The organism is Burkholderia sp. Bp8991, from assembly GCF_003853795.1.
Classification (GTDB): Bacteria; Pseudomonadota; Gammaproteobacteria; order Burkholderiales; family Burkholderiaceae; genus Burkholderia.
Genome location: NZ_QTQJ01000009.1, coordinates 39051 through 62499, shown reverse-complemented (window position 1 = coordinate 62499; position 23449 = coordinate 39051). Strand labels below are relative to the sequence as shown.

Sequence of the window (23449 nt, the reverse complement as noted above, 5' to 3'; positions counted from 1 at the left end):
CGCCTCTGAAAGCGCCCGTACGGACTCGCCGCACGGGCGCGGTACCGCGCGCGTCATGACGACTTGCGCACGCGCAGGTACCAGTCGCAAAGCAGCCTCACCTGCTTCGGCGTATAGCCCTTCGCGACCATCCGGTTCACAAAGTCCTCATGCTTGCGCTGCTCCTCCGCCGAACCCTTGGCGTTGAACGAAATCACCGGCAACAGTTCCTCGGTATTCGAGAACATCTTCTTCTCGATCACGACGCGCAACTTCTCGTAGCTCGTCCACACGGGGTTCTTCCCGGCGTTCGCCGCCCGTGCACGCAACACGAAGTTCACGATCTCGTTGCGGAAATCCTTCGGATTGCTGATCCCGGCCGGCTTCTCGATCTTCTCCAGCTCCGCATTCAGCGCGGCGCGGTCGAAGCTCTCGCCCGTGTCGTGATCGCGGAATTCCTGGTCCTGGATCCAGAAGTCCGCATACGTGACGTAGCGGTCGAAGATGTTCTGCCCGTACTCCGAATACGACTCGAGGTAAGCCGTCTGGATCTCCTTGCCGATGAACTCCGCGTAGCGCGACGCGAGTACGTCCTTCACGAACGACAGGTACTTCTGCTCGGTCTCCGGCGGGAACTGCTCGCGTTCGATCTGCTGTTCGAGCACGTACATCAGGTGCACGGGGTTGGCCGCGACCTCGCTCGAGTCGAAGTTGAACACGCGCGACAGGATCTTGAACGCGAAGCGCGTCGACACGCCGGTCATCCCTTCGTCCACGCCCGCATAGTCGCGATACTCCTGGTACGACTTCGCTTTCGGATCGGTGTCCTTCAGGTTTTCGCCGTCGTACACCTGCATCTTCGAGAACAGGCTCGAATTCTCCGGCTCATGCAGGCGCGACAGCACCGAGAACTGCGACATCATCTTCAGCGTGCCCGGCGCGCACACGGCCTCGGCCAGCGACGAGTTGCGGATCAGCTTCTCGTAGATCTTGATCTCTTCCGACACGCGCAGGCAGTACGGCACCTTCACGACGAAGATCCGGTCGAGCAGTGCCTCGTTGTTGCGGTTGTTACGGAAGGCCTTCCACTCCGACTCGTTCGAGTGCGCGAGGATCACCCCGTCGAACGGAATCGCGCCGAATCCTTCGGTGCCCTTGAAGTTGCCTTCCTGCGTCGCGGTCAGCAACGGGTGCAGCACCTTGATCGGCGCCTTGAACATTTCGACGAATTCGAGCAGGCCCTGGTTCGCCAGGCACAGGCCGCCCGAGTAGCTGTACGCATCGGCGTCGTCCTGCGCATACTGTTCGAGCTTGCGGATGTCGACCTTGCCGACGAGCGACGAAATGTCCTGGTTGTTCTCGTCGCCAGGTTCCGTCTTCGCGATGCCGATCTGCCGCAGGATCGACGGAAAGCGGCGTACCACGCGGAACTGGCGGATATCGCCGTTGTATTCGTGCAGGCGCTTGACGGCCCAGGGACTCAGGATGCTCTTCAGGTAGCGGCGCGGAATGCCGTACTGCTCTTCGAGGATCGGGCCGTCTTCGTCGTAGTCGAACAGCCCGAGCGGCGATTCGTTGACGGGCGAACCCTTCAGCGCATAGAACGGCACACGCTCCATCAGCTGCTTCAGGCGCTCGGCGATCGACGACTTGCCGCCGCCCACCGGGCCGAGCAGGTAGAGAATCTGCTTCTTCTCTTCGAGCCCTTGCGCAGCGTGGCGGAAGTACGCGACCACCTGCTCGATCACTTCCTCCATTCCGTAGAATTCACGGAACGCGGGATAGACCTTGATAACCTTGTTCGCGAAGATCCGCGACAGGCGCGGGTCGATGCGGGTATCGATTTGTTCGGGTTCCCCGATTGCAGCCAGCATGCGTTCGCCAGCCGTGGCGTACGCTGACGGATCGTTCTTGCAGAGCGCGAGGTACTCCTCCAGCGAGAACTCTTCCTCTCGCGTTTTTTCGAAGCGGTTCGCGAAGCTGCTGTAAATATCCATGCTACCTCCCTCGCCTGAGTCTGAAGACGTGCCTGCCTTCTATGACTGCGCAGAAGCAAGCGCGTTCGAATTCATCCTAAACCCTTTCTTATTTTTTTTCACGACATCTTCGTATGAAGTTCGTCATTCTCGACAACACCGCTTGGACAACGCATTTCGACGCTTTACAATCGATCTCCCGTGTCGCAGAAACGGCATCCGCGACGTCTCGTCGAGCATCGGAACGTCTCGTGCGTTGGACACCTCCGTCGTCGTCGCGGCACCCTTCACTCCCCCTTCATCCCTAGACGTTCGAGCGGACGTTTACGACGACACGCTGCGCGCGCCGTTACAAATTTTTTTCGCATCGTCCGGAGATACCCGTAGTGCGGATGCGAACACGCAGCGCACGGCGACGCACGAACTTTCACGTGCGCTGTCACATTCCATCGGTCGAAACGACGACGCCCGCATGTCGCGGGCGTCGTGTGCTGCCAAATGGGGAGAGATACGGGGAAAGATACCGGGGAGCGTTACCGCGAAAAGATGCGCGTCACGCGCGAATCAGAACGTTTCCCAGTCGTCGGCGCCGGCAGCCACCGGAGCGGCCGCGGCAGCCGGCTTGCGCGCCGGCGCGGCGCGCTTCGGCGCTGCATCACGATCATTGCGCGCCACGGCCGGCGCGGGAGGCGAAACCGGCACCGCAGCCGCTGCGGGCACCGCGCGCGGCGCCTGACGTGCGGCGGCAGCGGTCGCCGGCTGCGCCGCGTCGTCGTCGATCCGGAACACCGACGCCGTCTCGCGCAGGCGCGCGGCCTGTTCGTCGAGCGATTGCGCGGCGGCCGCCGCTTCCTCGACGAGCGCGGCGTTCTGCTGGGTGACCTCGTCCATCTGCGCGACCGCGCGCGCGACCTGGTCGATGCCGCCGCTCTGTTCCTCGGACGCCGCCGCGATCTCGCCCATGATGTCGGTCACGCGCTGCACCGCACCGATCACGTCGCTCATCGTGCGGCCGGCTTCGTCGACCAGCGTCGACCCCGTCCGGATGCGCTCCACCGACGCGTCGATCAGCATCTTGATCTCCTTGGCCGCGCTCGACGAACGCTGCGCGAGACTGCGCACCTCGCCCGCGACGACCGCGAAGCCGCGGCCTTCCTCGCCGGCGCGCGCGGCTTCGACCGCCGCGTTCAGCGCCAGGATGTTGGTCTGGAACGCGATTCCCTCGATGATTGCGATGATGTCCGCGATCTTCGCGGAGCTGTCGTTGATCTCGCCCATCGTGCCGACCACCTGGCCGACTACCGTATTGCCCTTGTTTGCAATCTCCGACGCGTTCGCTGCCAGCGAGCTTGCCTGCCGCGCATTGTCCGCGTTCTGCTTCACGGTGCCGGTCAGCTGTTCCATGCTCGATGCGGTTTCCTGCAGCGCGGACGCCTGCTCTTCCGTGCGCGACGACAGGTCGATGTTGCCGGCGGCGATCTGGCGCGCCGCGGTCGCGATCGACTCGCTGCCGCCGCGCACGGTGCGCACCGTGTCGACGAGGCCGCGCTGCATCCTCGCGAGACCGTCCAGGAGCTGGCCCATTTCGTCGCGCCGATGCACGACGATCGAGCGGCGCAGGTCGCCCGCGGCGATCGCGTCGAAATGCGCGAGTGCGTCCGCGAGCGGACGGCCGATCGCACGGCTGAGCGTCAGCCAGGAAAACGCGGCGGCAACCAGACCGGCCGCAAGCAGGACGATCGACAGCACGCGCAGCGTCTCGTACAACGATTCCGCGCGGTTGAAGCCCGCCTGCCCGTCGGTGAACTGGAAATTGCGCAGTGCTTCGCCCGCAACCGAAAGCTCGTTATAAAGCGTCGAGAGCTGCTTGGCGCCCTCGCCGATCCGGTCGTGGTCGCCCGCCGCGACCAGCCCTCCGAACGCGTCGCAACTGCGCTGCAGCGCCTGCCGCTTCGCGGCGACGTCCTGCGCGAGCCGGTCTTCCTCCGGGCCACGCGGCAGTGCAAGGTATTTTTGCCACCACGCGTCGGACTGCGTGCGCATCGCGCGGCTGCGTTCCACGGCCGCAGCCGAGTCGGGCGTGCCCGCCAGCAACGCGGCGCGATCGAGCGCCAGGCGCTCGCGCGCCGCGTACATTTCGGCAACGGCCACGTCGACCGCGCTCGGCATCTGGTTCGTGAAAATCTCGCGCGTCGCATCGTTCGAGCGCGTCATCCCGTACACGCCGAGTACGCCAATCACGCCCAGCAGTACCGCGAGAAACGCCATCGTCATACCGATGCGCGCACGTATCGTCAGGTTTCCGATCACCATCATTCTTCCTGTGTTGCGTCGTCGTGAACGGGCAAGGCCCGTTTTTCGAAACAGTGTTTCGCCCAGGTGTATTTACGACCGGATGTTGCGCAGCTTGATGGTATTCACATCAATTTTTTCAGCAATTCACCAGTTCATTACAGATTCCAGAATAATAGGGGCGAAGCATCGCCGGCCCGCTTCGCGAACGCGCACGGCAAGTAATCGAGGACAGACAAGTGGGGAAAGATAGCCGGCCGACTGTTGTCGCATGCGCCGGCCGGGATGCGCGATCCAGCCCTATTCGGCCAGTTCGGCGAGCGTGGGAATCGACGGCTGCGCGCCTGCGCGCGTGACCGACAGCGCCGCCGCGCGTTGCGCGAAGCGGATGGCGGCATCGACGTCCGCGCCGGCCGCGAGCCGTGCGGAGAAACCGCCGATGAAGGTGTCGCCCGCCGCGGTCGTGTCGACCGCCTTGACGACGGGGGCCGGATAGTGGCGTGCCGCGCCGTCGGCCGTCAGCGCGAACACGCCGCGCGCGCCGAGCGTGATCAGCACATTGCGCGCGCCGGCTGCCCGCAATGCACGCGCCGCGGCTTCCGCCTCGGCCGGATTGCGCACCGGCAGCCCGGTCAGCGCGGCCGCCTCGACTTCGTTCGGGATCAGGTAATCGACCAGCGGCAGCCAGCCGTCCGGCAGCGGCGCGACGGCAGGCGCCGGATTGAGCACCACGGTGCGGCCGAGCCGCCGCCCGGCCGACAGCGCGGCGAACACGGCGTCCGGCGGCGTCTCGAGCTGGCAGATCAGCACGTCGGTCGCGGCCAGCGCCGCCTCGTGCCGCGCCACCGTATCCGTCGTGACTTCGCCGTTGCCGCCCGCGACGATCACGATCGTGTTCTGGCTGGCGTCGTCGACGACGATCAAGGCGACGCCGGTCGACGCCGTCTTGCTCGTCGCGAGCCGCGAGCAGTCGATGCCTTCGGTCTCGAGGCCGGCCCGCAGCGCGGTGCCGTGCGCATCCACGCCGACGCAGCCGATCATCGCGACCTGCGCGCCGAGCCGTGCGGCCGCGACGGCCTGGTTGCCGCCCTTGCCCCCCGCGGCCTGCGCATACGCGTGACCGGCGAGCGTTTCGCCCGGCAACGGCAGCCGCGACGCCCGTACGACGAGATCCATGTTGAGGCTGCCGACCACTGTCACGCGGCCGGCGCCTGCCGCACGCGCCGTCATGGGCGAGCACCCGGCGCGGCCGGCTCGCGGTAGACCGCCGTCGATTCGCGCAGCACCAGGCGCGGCGACACGACACGACGACGGCTCGGCGCGGCCGTCGAGCCGCCGCCGATCCGCTCGATCAGCGTCTGCGCGGCCATTTCGCCGAGGGCGCGCACCGACTGGCCGACCGTCGACAGCGCCGGATAGGTATAACGGGAGAATTCGATGTCGTCGAAGCCGATGATCGAGCAGTCGTCCGGCACGCGCATGCCGCGCTCGGCCGCCGCGCGCAGCGCGCCGACGCCCATCAGGTCGTTGCCCGCGAAAATCGCGCTCGGGTGCACCGACTCGAACAGCCGCGATGCCGCGTGATAGCCGCCCAGGCATGAAAAATCGCTTTCCGCGATCGCGCCCGGCACGATGTCGATCCCGCGCTCGGCCATCGCGCGGATGAAGCCGTGCACGCGCATCGCGCTGACGGCCGTGTCGGTCGGCCCGGTGATGCAGCCGATCTTCGCGTGCCCGAGTTCGAGCAGATGACGCGTCGCCAGGTAGGCGCCGCGTTCGTGGTCGATCTGCACGAGATCGGCCGCGAGCCCCTCGATGTTGCGGTCGACGACGACGAGCGGCGCATGCGCGTCGGCGAGCGTCTGCGCGAGCACCGCGTCCTCGCCGGCCGACGCGACGATCAGCCCGTCGATGCGCTTTTCCTGCAGCACGCGCAGGTAGTTGCGCTGCTTCACGGGATCGTCGTCCGAGTTGCAGAAGAACACGCAATAGCCGTTGGCCGCGCACTGGTCCTCGATGCCGCGCGCAAGCTCCGCGAAGTACGGATTCGTGCTGTTCGGCACGACGAGGCCGATGGTCGCCGTCGAGCGCGCCTTCAGCGAGCGCGCCACGGCCGATGGCACGTAGTTCAGCTCGCGGATCGCGCCTTCGACCTTCGCACGCACATCCGCGGACACCGGCCGCGAATTGTTCACCACGTGCGAGACGGTCGTAAACGACACGCCCGCCATGGCCGCCACATCCTTGATCGTCGCCATTTCCCGTTTCTCTCTGGTCTGCTTTCTGTGTAGTTTTACCGGGCGCGCGCGCGCCGGCTGCGATACGTATCGAGCACGACCGCCACCACGATCACCGCCCCGGTGATGATCCGTTTGGTCGGCTCGTTCGCGCCGATCTGCGCCAGCCCCGCGGCCAGCACGGAAATGATCAACACGCCGAAGAACGTGCTGATCACCGAGCCGCGCCCGCCCATCAGGCTCGTGCCGCCGATCACGACGGCCGCGATCACCTGCAGTTCGAGGCCCACGCCCGCGTTCGGGTCGGCGGCCTCGAGCCGCGAGATCTGGAACAGCGACGCGAGCCCCGCGAGCGCGCCCATCAGTGCGAATACGAGGATTTTATACGGCCGCGGGTTAACCCCGGCAAGCCGGACGGCTTCTTCATTCGTGCCGATACCGACAAGATAGCGCCCGAACACGGTGCGCGTGAGCACGAACTGCGCCGCGATCATCACCGCGACCGCGATCAGGAACGCCGGCGAGATGCCGAGCGCGATCGGGTTCGAGAGGAAATCGAACGCGTCGCCGATGTAGGCCGTGCGCGAATTCGTCAGCTGGTACGCGACACCGCGCGCGGCCTCGAGCACGCCGAGCGACACGATGAACGACGGAATCCGCCAGCCCACCGTGATCGCGCCCGTCAGCGAGCCGGTCACGGTCGCGACCGCGATCCCGATCAGCGCGGCGGGCAGCGGCCCCCAATGCCATTTCAGCGCGGCCACGCTGACCATCGACGCGGCCAGCGCGAGCACCGAGCCGACCGACAGGTCGATGCCGGCGATGATCAGCACGAACGTCATCCCGACCGACATCACGACGAGATCGGGGATCTGGTTCGCGATCGTGCTGAACGTATCGTAGGTCAGGAAATGCGAGCTGAGCGTCGAGAACAGCGCGATCATCGCGGCGAGCGCGCCGGCGAGCCCGAGATAGTTCGACACGCCGAGCCGCGTGCCGGACAGCGTGCGCGCGCGGCGCCCGGTCACGTCCTGCTGCGCGCCGGCGTCGCTCGGGGATACGGGAGGCTGGGTCATTGCTGTCGTCCTGTCGTCGAAGAGGCGGAAGCCGCGCGCGGCGCGCTTTCCGCATCCGGATGGCGTGCGCCGTCCGGCAGCGCTGCGCGGCCGAAGCCGGCGAACGCCGCGGCCAGCAGCGCATCCTGGGTCCAGTTGCCGCGTTCGAACACGGCGGTCATGCGGCCGGCCGACATCACGCCGATCCGGTCGCAGATCAGCATCAGCTCGCGCAGGTCGCTCGAGACGACCACCAGCGCCCGGCCCTCGCGCGCGAGCGCGCCCATCAGCGTGTAGATCTCGAATTTGGCGCCGACGTCGATCCCGCGGGTCGGTTCGTCGAACAGCAGCACGCCCATGTCGCGCGCGAGCCAGCGGCCGATCACGACCTTCTGCTGGTTGCCGCCCGACAGTTCGCCGACCGCCTGCGCGGCGCCGTGGGTGCGGATCCGCAGCGCGTCGATCTGCTGCTCGGCGAGCGCCGTCTCGCGCGCCGTATCGACGATGCCGCCGCGCGCGAGCCGGTCGAGCTGGCCGAGCGACACGTTCGACGTGACCGACTGCGACAGCAGCAGCCCTTCGCCCTTGCGGTCCTCGGTGATCAGCGCGATGCCGTGCTTCACCGCGTCGACGGGCGAGCCGATGCGCGCCGGCTTCAGCGGATCGCCGACCGCGATCATCCCGGCGTCCGGCGTGTCCGCGCCGTAGATCAGCCGCAGCAATTCGGTGCGCCCGGCACCGATCAGCCCCGAGATGCCGAAGATTTCGCCCGAGCGCACTTCGAGCGACACGTCCTGCACGGCCGTGCCGCGCGTCATGCCCGACACGACGAGGCGCGGCGCGCCGATGCGGCGCGCGCCGAGGTCGATGTGCTCGCCGACCTCGCGCCCGACCATCAGCGTGACGAGCCCGTCGGACGTCGTCGCGGCCATGTCGCCGACGTGCACGAGCCGGCCGTCGCGCAGCACCGCGACACGCTCGGCGACCCGCGCGAGTTCCTCGAGCCGGTGCGAGATGTAGACGATCGCCACGCCACGCGCCTTCAGCCGGTCGATCTGCTCGAACAGCAGTTCGACCTCGCGCGCGGTCAGCATCGCGGTCGGTTCGTCGAGGATCAGCACACGGCAGTCGCCGATCAGGTTGCGCGCGATCTCGACCATCTGCTGGTGGCCGATGCCGAGTGCGCCGACCGGCGTATCGGGATCGACCGCGTCGAGCCCGACCTGCGCCATCGCGGCACGCGCATCGTCGCGCAGCCGCGCGCGATCGATGATGCCGAAGCGCCGCGGCAGACGGTTCAGGAACAGGTTCTCGGCGACCGTCAGCGTCGGCAGCAGGTTCAGCTCCTGCATCACCATGCGCACGCCGAGCGCCTCGGCCTGCGTGCGGCTCGCCGGCGCGTAGGCCTGGCCGCCGAGTTGCATCGTGCCGGCGGTCGGGTCGACGAGGCCGCCGATGATCTTCGACAGCGTGCTCTTGCCGGCGCCGTTCTCGCCCGTCAGCGCGAGCGCTTCACCCGGCACGAGCGTCAACGTGACGTCGGCGAGCACCGGTTCGGCGTAGGTCTTGCCCACACCGGAGACGGACAGCACGGGAACGGCTGAACGGGAGGGTTGGAAGGTCGGTTCCATCGCGATCCTGGTTGCGGCCGCGCGCACGCGGCGCGCGGGTGTGACGCTCACAAGTGCATGTGCATGCAGTGGCCGTGATCGCGCTCACTCCGTATAACGGCCGCCGGGCCCGCTTCTTGAGGCCGGCGGCCGCGACGGGGCGGCGTTACTTCGTCACGAGATCCACCGGCGTCTCGACCACGCCGGACATGTCGGCCTGCTTGCGATGCTCGGCGATCGCCTTGAGCGCCGTGTCGATGCCGAACACGGCCTGCTTCGCCGCGTACTGGTCGGCGGTCGCGAGCACGCGGCCGTCCTTCAGCATCGGCCTGATCGCATTGATATTGTCGTAGCCGACCACGAACACCTTGCCCTGCTTGCCCGCCGCGCGCACGGCCGACACGGCGCCGATCGCCATGTTGTCGTTGCCGCACAGCAACGCGCGCAGGTTCGGGTATTCGTTGAGCATCGCGGACGCGACCGCATTGCCCTTGTCGATCTCCCATTCGCCCGACTGCACCGACACGACCTTCATCCCGCCCGCCTTCATCGCGTCCTCGAAGCCGGCCGTGCGCTGCTGCGCGTTGGTCGTCGTCGACACGCCTTCGAGGATGCCGACCTGGTCGCCCGCCTTCAGCCGCTTCGCGAGGTAGTCGCCGATCTTGCGCGCGCCCTTGCGGTTGTCGGGGCCGACGAACGGCACGTTCAGGTTCTTCGATTTCAGCACGTCCGGGTCGAGCCGGTTGTCGATGTTCACGACGGTGATGCCCGCGTCGACCGCCTTCTTCACGACCGGCACGAGCGCCTTCGAATCGGCCGGCGCGAGCACGATCGCATCGACCTTCGACACGATCATCTGCTCGACGATGCGGATCTGGTTCGCGGTGTCGGTCTCGTCCTTGATGCCGTTCGTGATCAGGTCGAACTGGCCGGCGTTGTGCTTCTGGTATTCCTTCGCGCCGTTTTCCATCGTCAGGAAGAACTCGTTGGCGAGCGACTTCATCACGAGCGCGACCTTCGGCTTGGCCGCAGCCTGCGCATGGACGGCCGGTGCGGCAGCGACCGCGACGGCGGCAAGCGCGGCGGTCAGGAAGCGACGGCGAAAGAGGACATTCATACACATCTCCTGGCGACTGGCCCACGGGCCAGATTATTGTTTGACTGTTGTTTTAATGTGAGCAAACGTTTGCGCTACACTTCCCGGACATTGGCCATCGTTGCTGCTTGTCGGTACCACGGAATGGAAGCGAGGCAGACGGCCGACTGCCTGGCGCGTGCTGTCGTCGACGCGCCACCGCCGGCGGGACGCCGGCGGAGTGGAAGCTATGCTGTACCGTTTCGGTTCGACGCGCAACCCGTCTGATCAATATTTAAGGGTTTATTCGGAGCGCGCGGTTGCACGTGCCGATTGCGGCGCGTTACATGATCGAAGCGAGGCACGCGCATGCGCCGTCTTGTTTTTCTATTGGTCGGCGATCAGATGACGGCCGCCGCTCACGGCAACCCGGCTTGTGAGCGACAGCTTCGATCGAAGGACCGACGCGTCGGCACGCCCTGAAATGGCGGATGCAGCATCGGCGCCCGATGCAACGCGTCCGAAGGGCGCCTGCCGCGCCCCCGGAACATCGTCCCGCCGTCAGACCGCTTCGCGCAGCAGCCCGGCGATTTCCGCTTCGTTAAGATGCGGCGCGAACATCTCGATCAGCCGGTACGCATACGCGCGCAGGAATGCGCCCTTGCGCAACCCGACCCGCGTCGTGCTCGCCTCGAACAGGTGCTGCGTGTCGAGCGCGACGAGCCCGGTGTCGCGCTGCGGATCGAAGGCCATTGCCGCGACGACGCCGATCCCCATCCCGAGCTCGACGTAAGTCTTGATCACGTCCGCGTCGATTGCAGTCAGCACGACGTCGGGCACGGCGCCGGCCTGCGCGAATGCCTGGTCGATGTGCGAGCGGCCCGTGAAGTCCTGGTCATACGTGATGATCGGGTACTCGGCGATTTCGTCGAGCGTCAGGTTCTCGCGACCGACGAGCGGATGCCCCTTCGGCACGACGACCGTGTGGTGCCACGAATAGCACGGGAACGTGACGATGTCCGGATAGCGATCGAGCGCCTCGGTCGAGATGCCGAGATCGGCTTCGCCGTTCAGGATCATCTGCGCGATCTGCTGCGGGCTGCCCTGGCGCAGCGCGAGATGCACCTTCGGAAACACCTCGGTGAACTGGCGGATCACCTTCGGCAGCGCGTAGCGCGCCTGCGTGTGCGTCGTCGCGACGACGAGGTGGCCGCTGTCCTGGTCCGCGAACTGGCGCGCGACGCGGCGCAGGTTTTCCGCATCCAGCAGCATCCGCTCGATCAGCTGATGCACGGCCTTGCCGGGCTCCGTGAGCCCCGTGAGCCGCTTGCCGCGCCGGATGAAGATATCGACGCCCAGTTCATCCTCGAGATCCTTGATCTGCTTCGACACGCCCGACTGCGACGTGTACAGCACGTTCGCGACTTCCGTCAGGTTCATGTTCTGGCGCACGGCCTCGCGCACGAAACGCAATTGCTGAAAATTCATGGGTATGCCTCTTAGGCTGTCGTTGTTTGAATGTCGATTCGGAGCGGTATCCGCCCTCTTCTCTTTACCGCGGCCGGGCGTCAGTGCGCGGGAAACACGCGGACCGCGCGCGGCACGGCCGTCGCGCCGTCGCCCACCTGCAGCGCGAGCGCACGCCACGCGTCGCGATCGAGTTCCGCTTCGAGTGCGCCGCCCGTGCGCGCCTCGAGTTCGACCCGCACCGAGCCGCCGAGCGGGATCACACGGCGCACGTCGACCGCGATGCCGTCGCGATGGTCGTCGCCGGCCGGCCACAGCTGCAGGTCGTGCGGCCGCACGTATGCGTTCGCGGGACCCGCGAAATCGGCGTCGACCGCGATCGGCGCGGCCGCCCCCTCGGCCACGAAGCCGCGCCCGGCGACCGTGCCCGGCAACCGGTTCGCCGCACCGAGGAATTCGTAGACGAACGCGCTTTGCGGATGATCGTAGACGTCCTGCGGGCTGCCGACCTGCTCCACATGACCGCGGTTCAGCACGACGATCCGGTCGGCCACTTCCAGCGCCTCCTCCTGGTCGTGCGTGACGAAGATCGTCGAGATGTGCAGGTCGTCGTGCAGGCGCCGCAGCCAGCCGCGCAGTTCCTTGCGCACCTTCGCGTCGAGCGCGCCGAACGGCTCGTCGAGCAGCAGCACCTTCGGCTCGACCGCGAGCGCGCGGGCCAGCGCGATCCGCTGACGCTGGCCGCCCGACAGCTCGGACGGGTAGCGCTGCGCGAGCCAGTCGAGCTGCACGAGCTTCAGCAGTTCGTGCACTTTCTCGCGGATCACGGCTTCCGACGGCCGCTCGCGGCGCGGCTTCACGCGCAGCCCGAACGCGACGTTCTCGAACACGGTCATGTGGCGGAACAGCGCGTAATGCTGGAACACGAAACCGACCTGGCGCTCGCGCGCGCCGACCGACGCGACGTCGAGCCCTTGCAGCACGACCTGGCCGGCGTCCGCGTGCTCGAGGCCCGCGATCACGCGCAGCAGCGTGGTCTTGCCGCAACCGGACGGCCCGAGCAGTGCGACGAGCTCGCCCGGCGGAAAGTCGAGCGACACGTTGTCGAGCGCGGTGAAATCGCCGAAGCGCTTCTGAAGGTGACGGACGGTGATACCCATTCTGGTTGCCTCTTTACGATTTCGACGAAATGGCGGCGGCGGGGCCGGCATGAGCGGGAACGTCATCGCGTGCGCCGGCCAGTTCGGCGGCGAGGTGACGCTCGGCGAGCAGCTTCAGCGCGAGCGTGACGAGCGCGAGCAGCGCCAGCACCGACGCCACCGCGAACGCCGCCGCGAAGTTGTATTCGTTGTACAGGATCTCGACGTGCAGCGGCATCGTGTCGGTCACGCCGCGGATGTGGCCGGACACGACCGACACCGCGCCGAACTCGCCCATCGCGCGCGCATTGCACAGGATCACGCCGTACAGCAGGCCCCATTTCACGTTCGGCAGCGTCACGCGCCGGAAGATCTGCCAGCCCGATGCGCCCAGCACGCGCGCGGCCTCCTCCTCGTCGGTGCCCTGCGCCTGCATCAGCGGGATCAGTTCACGCGCGACGAACGGGAACGTGACGAAGATCGTCGCGAGCACGATGCCCGGCACCGCGAAGATGATCTGCACGTCGTGGCCCTGCAGCCACGGCCCGAGCCAGCCCTGCGCACCGAACAGCAGCACGTAGACGAGGCCCGAGATCACCGGCGACACGGAGAACGGCAGGTCGATCAGCGTCGTCAGCAACGCCTTGCCGCGGAATTCGAACTTCGCGATCGCCCACGACGCGCACACGCCGAACACGAGGTTCAGCGGCACCGCGATCACCGCGACGGTCAGCGTCAGCTTGATCGCCGACCATGCGTCGGGATCCGCGAGCGATTCGAGATAGAAGCCGACGCCCTTGCGCAGCGCCTCGAAGAACACCGCGGCGAGCGGCACGACGAGGAAGAACGCGAGGAACGCCAGCGCGACGCCGATCAGCAGCCAGCGCACGGCGCGCGGCTCGCTGACGGGATCCGGTTGTTTCGCGGCGCGCACGCGCGCGGCGGACGGGTTGTTCAGCACGGCGGTGGACTCCTGGCTCATTGCTGGCCTCCGGCGGCAGTCGCGGCAACGGTGACGGTCGCGGGCGCGGGGCCGCTCGCGCCCTTGCTCGTGCGGCGCTGCAGATACCACTGCAGCGTGTTGATGAGCAGCAGCATCAGGAACGACACGACCAGCATCACGACCGCCAGCGCGGTCGCGCCCGCGTAGTCGTACTGCTCGAGCTTCGTGATGATCAGCAGCGACGTGATCTCGGATTTCATCGGCACGTTGCCGGCGATGAAGATCACCGACCCGTACTCGCCGAGCGCGCGCGCGAACGCCAGTGCGAAGCCGGTGAGCAGCGCGGGCAGCACGGCCGGCAGCACGACGCGGCGGAACGTCAGCCAGCGCGTTGCGCCGAGGCACGCGGCGGCCTCTTCCTGCTCGCGCTCGAAATCCTCGAGCACGGGCTGCACGGTGCGCACGACGAACGGCAGCCCGATGAAGGTCAGCGCCACCAGCACGCCGACCGGCGTGAACGCGATCTTGATGCCGAACGGCGCGAGATACTGGCCCACCCAGCCGTTGGTCGCGTAGACGGCGGCAAGCGAGATGCCGGCGACCGACGTCGGCAGCGCGAACGGCAGGTCGACGATCGCGTCGACGAGCCGCTTGAACGGGAACGTGTAGCGCACCAGCACCCACGCGACGAGAAAACCGAACACGGCATTGATCACCGCACCGCCGAGCGCGGAGGCAAACGTCAGCCGGTACGACGCGAGTACCCGCGGCGACGCGACGGCGGTGACGAACTGGTCCCACGACAGCGTCGCGGTCTTCAGGAACGTGGCGGCGAGCGGAATCAGCACCACGAGGCTCAAATAGGCCACCGTGATGCCGAGCGTCACGCCGAAACCGGGCAGCGCGCTCGGCTTGCGAAAGGTGTACGTCGTCATCGGATGCTCTTGCTGGGTCGTTGCTGCTCACGGGTCCGACGCAAACGCCGGCGCGGGGAGTCGCGCCGGCGGGCCGTCGGGGATGCGGCGCGCTGTCGTGGCGCGCCGCTGTCGTTGTGGTTTGCTGCTGCCTGGTGTTACTGCGGCTTGTAGATCGAGTCGAACACGCCGCCGTCCGCGAAATGCGTCTTCTGCGCGTTCGTCCAGCCGCCGAACGTGTCGTCGACCGTATACAGCTTCAGCTTCGGAAACTGCTTCGTCAGGTCCGCCGGCACGTTCTTCGAACGCGGACGGTAGTAGTTGCGCGCCGCGATTTCCTGGCCCTGCGGGCTGTACAGGAAATTCAGGTAGGCCTCGGCCAGCTTGCGCGTGCCCTTCTTGTCGACCACCTTGTCGACCACGGCAACGGGCGGCTCGGCCAGGATGCTCACCGACGGCACGACGATCTCGAACTTGTCGGTGCCGAATTCCTTGATCGACAGGAACGCCTCGTTCTCCCACGCGATCAGCACGTCGCCGATCCCGCGCTGCACGAAGCTCGTCGTCGCACCGCGCGCGCCCGAGTCGAGCACGCCCGCATTCTTGTAGAGCTTCGTCACGAATTCCTTTGCGCTCTGCTCGTTGCCGCCCGGCTTGTGGACCGCGTATGCCCATGCGGCCAGGTAGTTCCAGCGCGCCCCGCCCGACGTCTTCGGGTTCGGCGTAACGATCGAGATGCCCGGCTTGGTCAGGTCATCCCAGTCCTTGATCCCTTTCGGGTTGCCCTTGCGCACCAGGAACACGATCGTCGACGTGTACGGCGATGCGTTGTCGGGCAGGCGCTTCTGCCAGTCCTTGTTGACGAGCCCCTTGTTGGCGATCGCGTCGATGTCGTAGGCGAGCGCCAGCGTCACGACGTCGGCCTGCAGGCCGTCGAGCACCGAGCGCGCCTGCGCGCCCGAGCCGCCGTGCGACTGCTTGAAGTTGACCGTCTCGCCCGTCTGCGCCTTCCACGCCTTGCCGAACGCCTGGTTGAAGTCCTGGTACAACTCGCGCGTCGGGTCGTAGGACACGTTCAGGAACGTCGTATCGGCCTGGGCATGCGTCGCGACGCCCAGCGCCGCCGCCGCGCCCAGCGCGAGTGTTGCGATCAGGCGGCCCACTCCGCCCACCAGCCCCGTATTGCGCTTCGCCATCCTTGGTTCTCCAGTGTTGTCGGTATTGCGATGTCGGGCCAGTCTAGCGAACGGGTTACATGATTAAAAATAATCGTTCCTTATTTTTTAATACTCAAAAGTGCTAACGCAGACGGGATGGACGGTTGAGGCAGATGAACCGGCGTCCGGGCGTCGCGAAATCACGTCGGAACCGGCGCGATCGCGTCGAACTTCAAGTAACACTTGAAATTCGCGAAGTACTGTATAAAAATACAGCTCACTGTCTATCCATACAGTTCAGCCATGACCAAACTCACCGCCCGTCAGCAGCAAGTGTTCGACTTGATCCGCCGCGCGATCGAGCGCTCCGGTTTCCCGCCCACACGCGCCGAGATCGCGGCAGAGCTGGGCTTCAGCTCGCCGAATGCGGCCGAGGAACACCTCCGTGCGCTGGCGCGCAAAGGGGTGATCGAGCTGGCCGCCGGCGCGTCGCGCGGCATCCGCCTGCTCGGCATCGACGACGCCCCCCATCAGTTCACGCTGCCGCATGCCGGCCTGATGCAACTGTCGCTGCCGCTCGTCGGCCGGGTGGCGGCCGGTAGCCCGATCCTCGCGCAGGAGCACATCTCGCAGCATTACGCGTGCGATCCCGCGCTGTTCACCAGCAAGCCCGACTACCTGCTGAAGGTGCGCGGCCTGTCGATGCGCGACGCCGGCATTCTCGACGGCGACCTCCTCGCCGTGCAGAAGCGCACGGAAGCGAAGGACGGCCAGATCATCGTCGCGCGGCTTGGCGACGACGTCACGGTCAAGCGCCTGATGCGCCGGCCAGGCGGCCTCGAGCTGATCGCGGAGAACCCGGATTACGAAAACATCTTCGTCAAGGCCGGCAGCGCGGAATTCGCGCTGGAAGGCATCGCCGTCGGGCTGATCCGCTCGGGCGAACTCTGACAATCGGTCTCGCTGAGGAGAACATCATGGAACGCCTTTCCCGTTTGCTGCCTTTCCGTCAATTCGGCCGCCTGCGTCACCTGCGCGGCCGCACGCCCTGCGCGCCGCTGTCCGCCGCGGCGCCCGTGGTGAGCCAAGAAGTCGCAGTTGAACGGCAGGCGTCGCTGCTGCCCTCAGCGCTTCCCGCCTTCGCACGGGTCTCGCTGAACGCCGGCCTGCACCACGCGGAACCGGCGCGCCGTGCGCCCGTGCGCGTTTATCACGGCCGGTCGCGCCTGATCATGGTCGGGACGATCGATGCCGTGTGCCGGATGATCGATCGCTGCATCGACGAGGAACGATCGGCCACGCACGGCGGTCTCTGATTGCGGAACCTGTCCGCACCGGAGGCATCGTGACTGGATCTTCGGGCCGCGCGTGGCGGCTCAAGCCCCTGCTGATCGTCGTGCTGGCCGTCGCCGTTTTGGTGGCGATCGGCTATGCGTACGCATCGCCGTATGTCGCGCTCGGTCGCCTGAAATCGGCGATCGATGCGCGCGATGCGCAATCGGTCAGCGAATATGTCGATTTTCCGTCGCTGCGCATCAGCCTGAAGCAGCAGGTCACGGAAGAGTTGATGCACCGGATCGACGCGGTGAAGAAGGACAACCCGTTCGCGGTGATCGGCGCGCTGATCGGCTCTGCATTGATCGGCCCGCTCGTCGATGCGTATGCGACGCCGGAAGGCGTCGCGGCGCTGATGAGCGGCATTCCCCCGCGCGGTAATCCGGGCGAGCGGCCACCCGAATGGTCGGGCCCGCCGTCAGGCGGTGCGCCTGGCAGCGCATCGGCCGCACCGCCGGCCAATCCGGCGAGCACCCCCGTACCGGGCAGCAATGCCTCGGTCGCGTCCGCGCCGGCCCCCGCATCCGCGCCAGCCGGCCCGGGCGACACGCGCCATCCGCAGCAAACGAGCGCCGGCTACCGGAATATCGATGAATTTGTCGTGACCTACCAGCGCAGTGCCGACGGCACGCGCTATGCGGCGATCTTCCACCGCTTTGGCCTGTTTTCGTGGAAGCTGTCCGCGATCGACCTGCACGCGTGAGCGGTCGCGATCGGGATCGATGCCGCTGCGGCGGCAATGGCGAGCGACCGGCGCGGATCGCAGGACAACCCGGCCGGTCACACGATCTCACTGTGTCACTTGCCGCTCGCGGTGGCCGCTTCGCGTTCGCGCGCGATCTCGGCCTTTTGCTCTTCAGCCGACGAACACGCGACCAGAATGCTGCAGTTCACGCGATCGAGCAGTTGCGTATTGCCCGACCCCATCCACCATCTCGACAATCCGCTGCGGCACCGATGGCCGACCACGACGAGGTCGGCCTTCAACTCGGTCGCGAGATTCGCGATTTCGTCGATCGGATAACCGAACGCAAAATGGCCTTCCGCCTGGACGCCGCGCTCGCGCAGCCAGTTCACGCCTTCCTGCAGGATCTCGCGCGCGGTTTCCTCGAAGCGGCCGCAGGCGACGTCGGTCAGCAGCCCCGCGCTTTGCGCGATGCTCGAGCGCATGTCGACGACCGACAGCAAATGCGTTTCCGCCTTCAGGTCCAGCGCGAGATTCGCACCGCACCGCAAGGCCTTGCGTCCTTCGAGCGTGCCGTCGTAGCACAGCAGAATCTTGTTGTAGCTAGCCATGAGACCTCCCTATCGCGACAACGTGCCCTATGCACTCATCATGGTGCGCCGCAATTCCGGACGCAAGGGATGGAAAACGCTGATTCGCCACGCGGGGCGCGTCGGCGATGATGCGGTGCACGATCCGTGCGCGCATGCACCGTCGCGCGCGTGTGCGCCCTGATGAGACGCAGCCGATGCACTAGAATGGCCCGTCCGTGTCCTCGACGTGCGTTCGCCCCGGTCATGCCCATGTGACACGCATTCGCCCGATCCGTTCGCCGAGCGGCATGCCCATCCGGCCGGCCGCGAAACGCGTCCGCGCCTGCCTACAACGACAACCTGCCCATGTCCGTTGCACCGATCGATTTCCGGAACGTCGAAAAGCGCTATGGCGACAAGCTCGTCGTCAACGGCCTGTCCTTCCACGTGCAGGCCGGCGAATGCTACGGCCTGCTCGGGCCGAACGGCGCCGGCAAGACCACGACGCTGAAAATGCTGCTCGGCCTCGTGTATCCCAACGCCGGCACCATTTCACTGTGCGGCGAACCGGTTCCGTCGCGCGCGCGGCATGCGCGCCAGCGCGTCGGCGTCGTCCCGCAGTTCGACAACCTCGACCCCGACTTCACGGTCCGCGAAAACCTGCTCGTGTTCAGCCGCTATTTCGGGATGTCGGCGCAGGCTTCACGCGCGCTGGTGCAGCCGCTGCTGGAATTCGCGAAGCTGGAAAACAAGGCCGATGCGAAGGTCGGCGAGCTGTCGGGCGGGATGAAGCGCCGCCTGACGCTTGCGCGCGCGCTCGTCAACGATCCGGACGTGCTGGTGCTCGACGAGCCGACGACGGGGCTCGATCCGCAGGCGCGGCACCTGATGTGGGAACGCTTGCGTTCGCTGCTCGCGCGCGGCAAGACGATCCTGATCACCACGCATTTCATGGAGGAAGCCGAGCGCCTGTGCGACCGGCTGTGCGTGATCGAGGAAGGCCGCAAGATCGCCGAAGGCGCGCCGCACGCGCTGATCGAATCGGAGATCGGCTGCGACGTGATCGAGATCTACGGGCCGGACCCGGTCGCGCTGCGCGACGAGCTGACGCCGTTCGCGAAACGCACCGAGATCAGCGGCGAGACGCTGTTCTGCTACGTGAGCGATCCCGAGCCGCTCAGCGCCCGGCTCAAGGGTCGCACGGGATTGCGCTATCTGCATCGTCCGGCCAATCTGGAAGACGTGTTCCTGCGGCTCACGGGCCGCGAAATGCAGGACTGATCGATCATGGACGCACGCAACTATTCCGCCGCCGCGCCGTCCGCACCGCCACGCGAATCACGCTTCGCAGTCGCGCTGCCCGCGAATGCCACCAACTGGATCGCCGTGTGGCGGCGCAACTACCTCGTGTGGCGCAAGCTCGCGCTCGCGTCGCTGTTCGGCAATCTCGCCGATCCGATGATCTACCTGTTCGGGCTGGGATTCGGGCTCGGCCTGATGCTCGGCCACGTCGACGGCGTGTCGTATATCGCGTTCCTCGCGGCCGGCACGGTCGGTTCGAGCGTGATGATGTCCGCGAGCTTCGAGTCGATGTATTCGGGCTTCTCGCGGATGCACGTGCAGCGCACCTGGGAAGCGATCATGCACACGCCGCTCGCGCTGGGCGACATCGTGCTCGGGGAGATCGTCTGGGCGGCGAGCAAGGCGCTGTTGTCGGGCGTCGCGATCATGCTCGTCGCGGGCCTGCTCGGCTATGCGCGCTTTCCGTCGATGCTCGCGGCGCTACCCGTGATCGTGCTCGCCGGCCTCGCGTTCGCGAGCACCGCGATGATCGTCACCGCGCTCGCGCCGTCCTACGACTTCTTCATGTTCTATCAGACGCTCGTGCTGACGCCGATGCTGCTGCTGTCGGGCGTGTTCTTCCCGATCACGCAGTTGCCGCCGATCGCGCAGCATGCCGCGCACGTGCTGCCGCTCGCCAACGCGGTCGAACTGATCCGGCCCGCGATGCTCGGCCGGCCGGCGACGGACGCCGGCCTGCATCTCGCGGTGCTCGCCGGTTATGCGGTCGGCGGATTCATCGTCTCCGCGTGGCTGTTCCGGCGGCGCATGATGCGCTGACGGCCGACGCGCACGGCGCGCCGGCTCGCTGCGACGAAGCGGCGGCGGCGTTACTCGTCGTCGTCGCTCCACGGAATCTCGACGTCGGTCAGGAATGCGACGGTCGCCAGCGGGCCGCCTTCGTGGCGGCCGAGCTTGCCGTCCGCGCGATGCCATTCGACGCGGAACTGCGTACCCGGATCGTCGGCAACCAGATAGACCGCGCGCAATTCTTCGGCGTCGGCTTCGTCGACCGGACCGTCGAACGACACCAGCATCTTCTGCGGCCACAGGCCGTTCACCGGATCGTAGATGCGGTCGCCCTGCGGAATCTCGATGCTGGCCTCGACGCCGATCGTGGCGGAGGCTTCGATGATCATCGTGCCGAGCGCGTTCAGCACGGCAGTCGCCCGCGCGGAATTGGCCTGGCGGATCGCGAGATCGCCACGCGTCAGCGCCTTTTCGAGTCGAGGATGAATCTTCGGTTGGGTCATGCGTTTTCCTGTTTGCTTCTTGTAAAGGGCACCGCGCGCGTGAGGCGGCGGCGCCGGATGAATACGACGGTCATGCGACGGGACCGGTCGGCGCACGCCGCGGCGGCCATCGCGCAGGGTCCGGTCGCCGGCAGCCGGGCATGTCGTGCCCCGCGCCTCGATCGGCCACGCGAGCCGGACTTGTCCGGCCGTCGCGCCCGCTCGCCGTCCCGTCCGCGAGTCCGTCAGAACCCGAATGCGATCGCGAGCAGCCCGCTCACGATCCCGAACACGACGACGAGGCCCGTGACGATCGCCAGCATGTAAGGCTTGAACGACCGCGCGAGCATCGCGAGCGACGGCACGCTGATCGGCGGCAGCGTCATCAGCAGCGCGGCTGCCGGGCCGACGCCCATGCCGAGCGACAGCATCGCCTGGATGATCGGCACTTCACCGGCCGTCGGGATCACGAACAACGTCCCCGCGACCGCGAACGCGATGATCCAGCCGAGATGGTTGCCGATGTCCGGGCCGATATGCGGGAACAGCCACGCGCGCGCCGCGCCGAGCAGCAGCACGAGCACGATGTATTCGGGCACGAGCCGCACGGCCATGCGTGCGAGCAGCTTCATCCAGCGGACGAACGGATTGCCGGCGGCAGCCTGTTCGGCCACCAGCGCGGCGAGTTGCGCGTCGTCGATACTGCGGTCCTCCGGACGCGCGATGCGGTTCAGCAGATAGCCGATCCCGAACACCATCGCGATGCCGAGCACGAGCCGCAACGCGCTCCAGTGCCAGCCGAGCACGAAGCCCATGAACACCAGCGCGGCCGGATTCAGCACCGTGTTGCCAAGCCAGAACGCGACCGCGCCGCCCGGCGACGCGTGCCGCGCACGCAGGCCCGCGACGACCGGCGCCGCGCAGCACGTGCACATCATGCCCGGCAGCGACAGCAGGCCGCCCGCAGCGACACTGCCGAAGCCCGTGCGGCCGAGCACGCGCGCGACCCAGTGCGCGGGCAGCAGCGCCTGGACGGCCGAGCCGAGCAGCAGGCCAAGCACCATGGCCTGCCAGATCGCCTTGCCATACGCCCATGCGTAGTCGAGCGCCGCCTTCAGCGACGGCTCGGGCGCGCTCGCCGACGTGCCCATCAGGATCGACTGGCCGATCGAATGATGCTCGGCGGCGACGAACGCCTTGTTGTAGTACGGGAACCATTTCACGTAGAACAGTCCCGCGACCGCGATCAGCAGGAAGGTCAGCCAGCCGAGCGCCGGACTGGGTTGGGTGCGTGTGGTCGTCATCGTGCGGTGGTCGTAGGGTTGTGGTCGGTGGCGGCTCGCGCCGCCCCGCCGGCGGCGGGCGAGGCCGGCAGCCCGGCCTGCGCGAGCGCGTCGAGCAGCGCGCGCGCCTGCTCGCGCCCGTCGGCCGCATTCGGCCGGAAAGTGAACGTCAGTGCGCGGTTCGGCTTGTTGTACGTGGCGCGGTAGGTGCGCGCATAGGCGGGATCGTAATGCTTGTCGATCAGTTCGGTGAACAGCTCGGCCCGCGCGTCGGCATCGATCAGCGCATGCCAGTGCGCCACCTCGTCACGGCTGTGCAGGCCGATCAGCCGATTGAGCTGCGCCTTGAACGCGGCCGGCTCGTCGAACAGGTGGGCATAGTCGTCAAGGAGAAACGCGATGCGTTCGTCGTGCGCCGCCTCGACCTGCACCCACGGCCCGGCGTGAAACGCGTCGATCAACGCGATCGGCAGGTGCACGAGCCCGATCCTGCGGCTTTCCGATTCGACGAACACCGGCCATTCGGGGTCGAAACGCCCGAGTGTCTCGACGAGCCCCGAATCGAAGCCCTTCTGCGACGGCTGCGGCTTGCCCGGCAGCGCGCCGAGCAGCGAGCCGCGATGGCGCGCGAGCGCTTCGAGATCGAGCGTCTGCGCCCCTTCGTCGCGTAGCGCGTTCAGCAGCCGCGTCTTGCCGCAGCCGGTATGACCGACGAGCGCGATGTAGCGAAACCGTGTCGGCAGCGTGTCGAGCGTCGCGCACACCGAGTGGCGGTACGCCTTGTAGCCGCCGTCGAGCTGGCGCGCCTGCCAGCCGATCAGGTTGAACCAGGTCGTCATCGAACCCGAGCGCTTGCCGCCGCGCCAGCAGTAGATCAGCGGCCGCCAGTTGCGCGGACGGTCTGCAAACGTGGTGTCGAGATGGCGCGCGATGTTGCGTGCGACCATCGCCGCGCCGACGCGCGTCGCTTCATACGGCGACACCTGACGGTACATCGTGCCGACGATCACGCGCTCCTCGTTGCTGAGCACGGGCGCGTTCAGCGCGCCGGGGATGTGATCCTCGGCGAACTCGAGCGGCGTGCGCACGTCGATGATCTCGTCGAACTCGCCGGCGCGATCGAGGGTGACAATCAGGTTCTTCAATTTGGCGTCGAA

General features: G+C 67.0%; 21 protein-coding genes. 5 read left to right on the top strand and 16 right to left on the bottom strand.

Features of this window, described 5'->3' with window-relative positions; all coding sequences use genetic code 11:
• Positions 1 to 53: 53 nt before the first annotated feature.
• The 12 genes from DIE02_RS12670 to DIE02_RS12610 all read right to left on the bottom strand — a co-directional run bounded on the left by DIE02_RS12670 (position 54) and on the right by DIE02_RS12610 (position 15883).
• On the bottom strand, positions 54 to 1976 hold the full coding sequence (locus DIE02_RS12670) for a PrkA family serine protein kinase (protein WP_044843599.1): 1923 nt from the start codon (positions 1974 to 1976) through the stop codon (positions 54 to 56).
• A gap of 543 nt (positions 1977 to 2519) precedes the next feature.
• Positions 2520 to 4268: a methyl-accepting chemotaxis protein gene (locus DIE02_RS12660; RefSeq protein WP_124485537.1), complete on the bottom strand. Its 1749-nt coding sequence runs from the start codon at positions 4266 to 4268 to the stop codon at positions 2520 to 2522.
• A 279-nt stretch (positions 4269 to 4547) separates the two neighbouring features.
• Positions 4548 to 5477 (bottom strand): ribokinase, encoded by a 930-nt coding sequence (gene rbsK, locus DIE02_RS12655; RefSeq protein WP_124485538.1) that lies wholly within the window; start codon positions 5475 to 5477, stop codon positions 4548 to 4550.
• The gene (locus DIE02_RS12650) at positions 5474 to 6505 is read right to left on the bottom strand and encodes a LacI family DNA-binding transcriptional regulator (protein ID WP_044843601.1); all 1032 of its coding nucleotides are present in this window, start codon (positions 6503 to 6505) and stop codon (positions 5474 to 5476) included. Before DIE02_RS12650 ends, rbsK begins: the two co-directional genes overlap by 4 nt.
• Before the next feature lie 35 nt (positions 6506 to 6540).
• Positions 6541 to 7560 carry an ABC transporter permease gene (locus tag DIE02_RS12645; RefSeq protein ID WP_044843602.1) on the bottom strand — a complete coding sequence of 340 codons (1020 nt, stop codon included), beginning with the start codon at positions 7558 to 7560 and terminating at the stop codon, positions 6541 to 6543.
• Positions 7557 to 9170 carry a sugar ABC transporter ATP-binding protein gene (locus DIE02_RS12640; RefSeq protein ID WP_124485539.1) on the bottom strand — a complete coding sequence of 538 codons (1614 nt, stop codon included), beginning with the start codon at positions 9168 to 9170 and terminating at the stop codon, positions 7557 to 7559. Before DIE02_RS12640 ends, DIE02_RS12645 begins: the two co-directional genes overlap by 4 nt.
• 145 nt (positions 9171 to 9315) lie before the next feature.
• Positions 9316 to 10266, bottom strand: coding sequence for a sugar ABC transporter substrate-binding protein (locus tag DIE02_RS12635; RefSeq protein ID WP_044843604.1), 951 nt, complete (start codon positions 10264 to 10266; stop codon positions 9316 to 9318).
• 519 nt (positions 10267 to 10785) lie between these two features.
• Positions 10786 to 11712 (bottom strand): CysB family HTH-type transcriptional regulator, encoded by a 927-nt coding sequence (locus DIE02_RS12630; RefSeq protein WP_044843605.1) that lies wholly within the window; start codon positions 11710 to 11712, stop codon positions 10786 to 10788.
• Positions 11713 to 11792: 80 nt separating this feature from the next.
• Entirely contained in the window at positions 11793 to 12851 is a 1059-nt protein-coding gene (locus tag DIE02_RS12625) for a sulfate/molybdate ABC transporter ATP-binding protein (RefSeq protein WP_044843606.1), read from the bottom strand.
• A gap of 13 nt (positions 12852 to 12864) precedes the next feature.
• Positions 12865 to 13812, bottom strand: a complete 948-nt coding sequence (cysW, locus tag DIE02_RS12620; protein ID WP_044843607.1) for a sulfate ABC transporter permease subunit CysW — start codon at positions 13810 to 13812, stop codon at positions 12865 to 12867.
• Entirely contained in the window at positions 13809 to 14708 is a 900-nt protein-coding gene (cysT, locus tag DIE02_RS12615; RefSeq protein ID WP_044843608.1) for a sulfate ABC transporter permease subunit CysT, read from the bottom strand. Before cysT ends, cysW begins: the two co-directional genes overlap by 4 nt.
• 137 nt (positions 14709 to 14845) lie before the next feature.
• On the bottom strand, positions 14846 to 15883 hold the full coding sequence (locus DIE02_RS12610) for a sulfate ABC transporter substrate-binding protein (protein ID WP_124485540.1): 1038 nt from the start codon (positions 15881 to 15883) through the stop codon (positions 14846 to 14848).
• Between the two features lie 264 nt (positions 15884 to 16147).
• Between DIE02_RS12610 and lexA the strand changes: the two genes are divergently transcribed.
• From lexA to DIE02_RS12590, 3 genes are read left to right on the top strand one after another with little or no spacing between them, the layout of a single operon-like run.
• The gene (gene lexA, locus DIE02_RS12600) at positions 16148 to 16795 is read left to right on the top strand and encodes a transcriptional repressor LexA (RefSeq protein ID WP_006754655.1); all 648 of its coding nucleotides are present in this window, start codon (positions 16148 to 16150) and stop codon (positions 16793 to 16795) included.
• A 26-nt stretch (positions 16796 to 16821) separates the two neighbouring features.
• The gene (locus DIE02_RS12595) at positions 16822 to 17160 is read left to right on the top strand and encodes a hypothetical protein (RefSeq protein ID WP_044843610.1); all 339 of its coding nucleotides are present in this window, start codon (positions 16822 to 16824) and stop codon (positions 17158 to 17160) included.
• A gap of 29 nt (positions 17161 to 17189) precedes the next feature.
• Positions 17190 to 17882: a DUF2939 domain-containing protein gene (locus DIE02_RS12590; protein WP_124485541.1), complete on the top strand. Its 693-nt coding sequence runs from the start codon at positions 17190 to 17192 to the stop codon at positions 17880 to 17882.
• Positions 17883 to 17977: 95 nt separating this feature from the next.
• On the opposite strand, the gene DIE02_RS12585 is transcribed toward DIE02_RS12590, so the two are convergent.
• Positions 17978 to 18475 carry a universal stress protein gene (locus DIE02_RS12585; RefSeq protein WP_044843612.1) on the bottom strand — a complete coding sequence of 166 codons (498 nt, stop codon included), beginning with the start codon at positions 18473 to 18475 and terminating at the stop codon, positions 17978 to 17980.
• A 327-nt stretch (positions 18476 to 18802) separates the two neighbouring features.
• On the opposite strand from DIE02_RS12585, the gene nodI reads away from it, so the two are divergent.
• The gene (gene nodI / locus DIE02_RS12580) at positions 18803 to 19717 is read left to right on the top strand and encodes a nodulation factor ABC transporter ATP-binding protein NodI (RefSeq protein ID WP_124485542.1); all 915 of its coding nucleotides are present in this window, start codon (positions 18803 to 18805) and stop codon (positions 19715 to 19717) included.
• Between the two features lie 6 nt (positions 19718 to 19723).
• Positions 19724 to 20557, top strand: coding sequence for an ABC transporter permease (locus DIE02_RS12575; protein ID WP_044843614.1), 834 nt, complete (start codon positions 19724 to 19726; stop codon positions 20555 to 20557).
• 50 nt (positions 20558 to 20607) lie between these two features.
• On the opposite strand, the gene DIE02_RS12570 is transcribed toward DIE02_RS12575, so the two are convergent.
• The 3 genes from DIE02_RS12570 to mnmH form a co-directional block, all read right to left on the bottom strand.
• Positions 20608 to 21030: a hypothetical protein gene (locus DIE02_RS12570; protein WP_044843615.1), complete on the bottom strand. Its 423-nt coding sequence runs from the start codon at positions 21028 to 21030 to the stop codon at positions 20608 to 20610.
• 224 nt (positions 21031 to 21254) lie between these two features.
• Positions 21255 to 22313, bottom strand: a complete 1059-nt coding sequence (locus DIE02_RS12565) for a permease (protein ID WP_044843616.1) — start codon at positions 22311 to 22313, stop codon at positions 21255 to 21257.
• Entirely contained in the window at positions 22310 to 23437 is a 1128-nt protein-coding gene (mnmH, locus tag DIE02_RS12560; protein WP_124485543.1) for a tRNA 2-selenouridine(34) synthase MnmH, read from the bottom strand. The genes DIE02_RS12565 and mnmH overlap by 4 nt, the downstream gene beginning before the upstream one ends.
• Between the last annotated feature and the right edge of the window lie 12 nt (positions 23438 to 23449).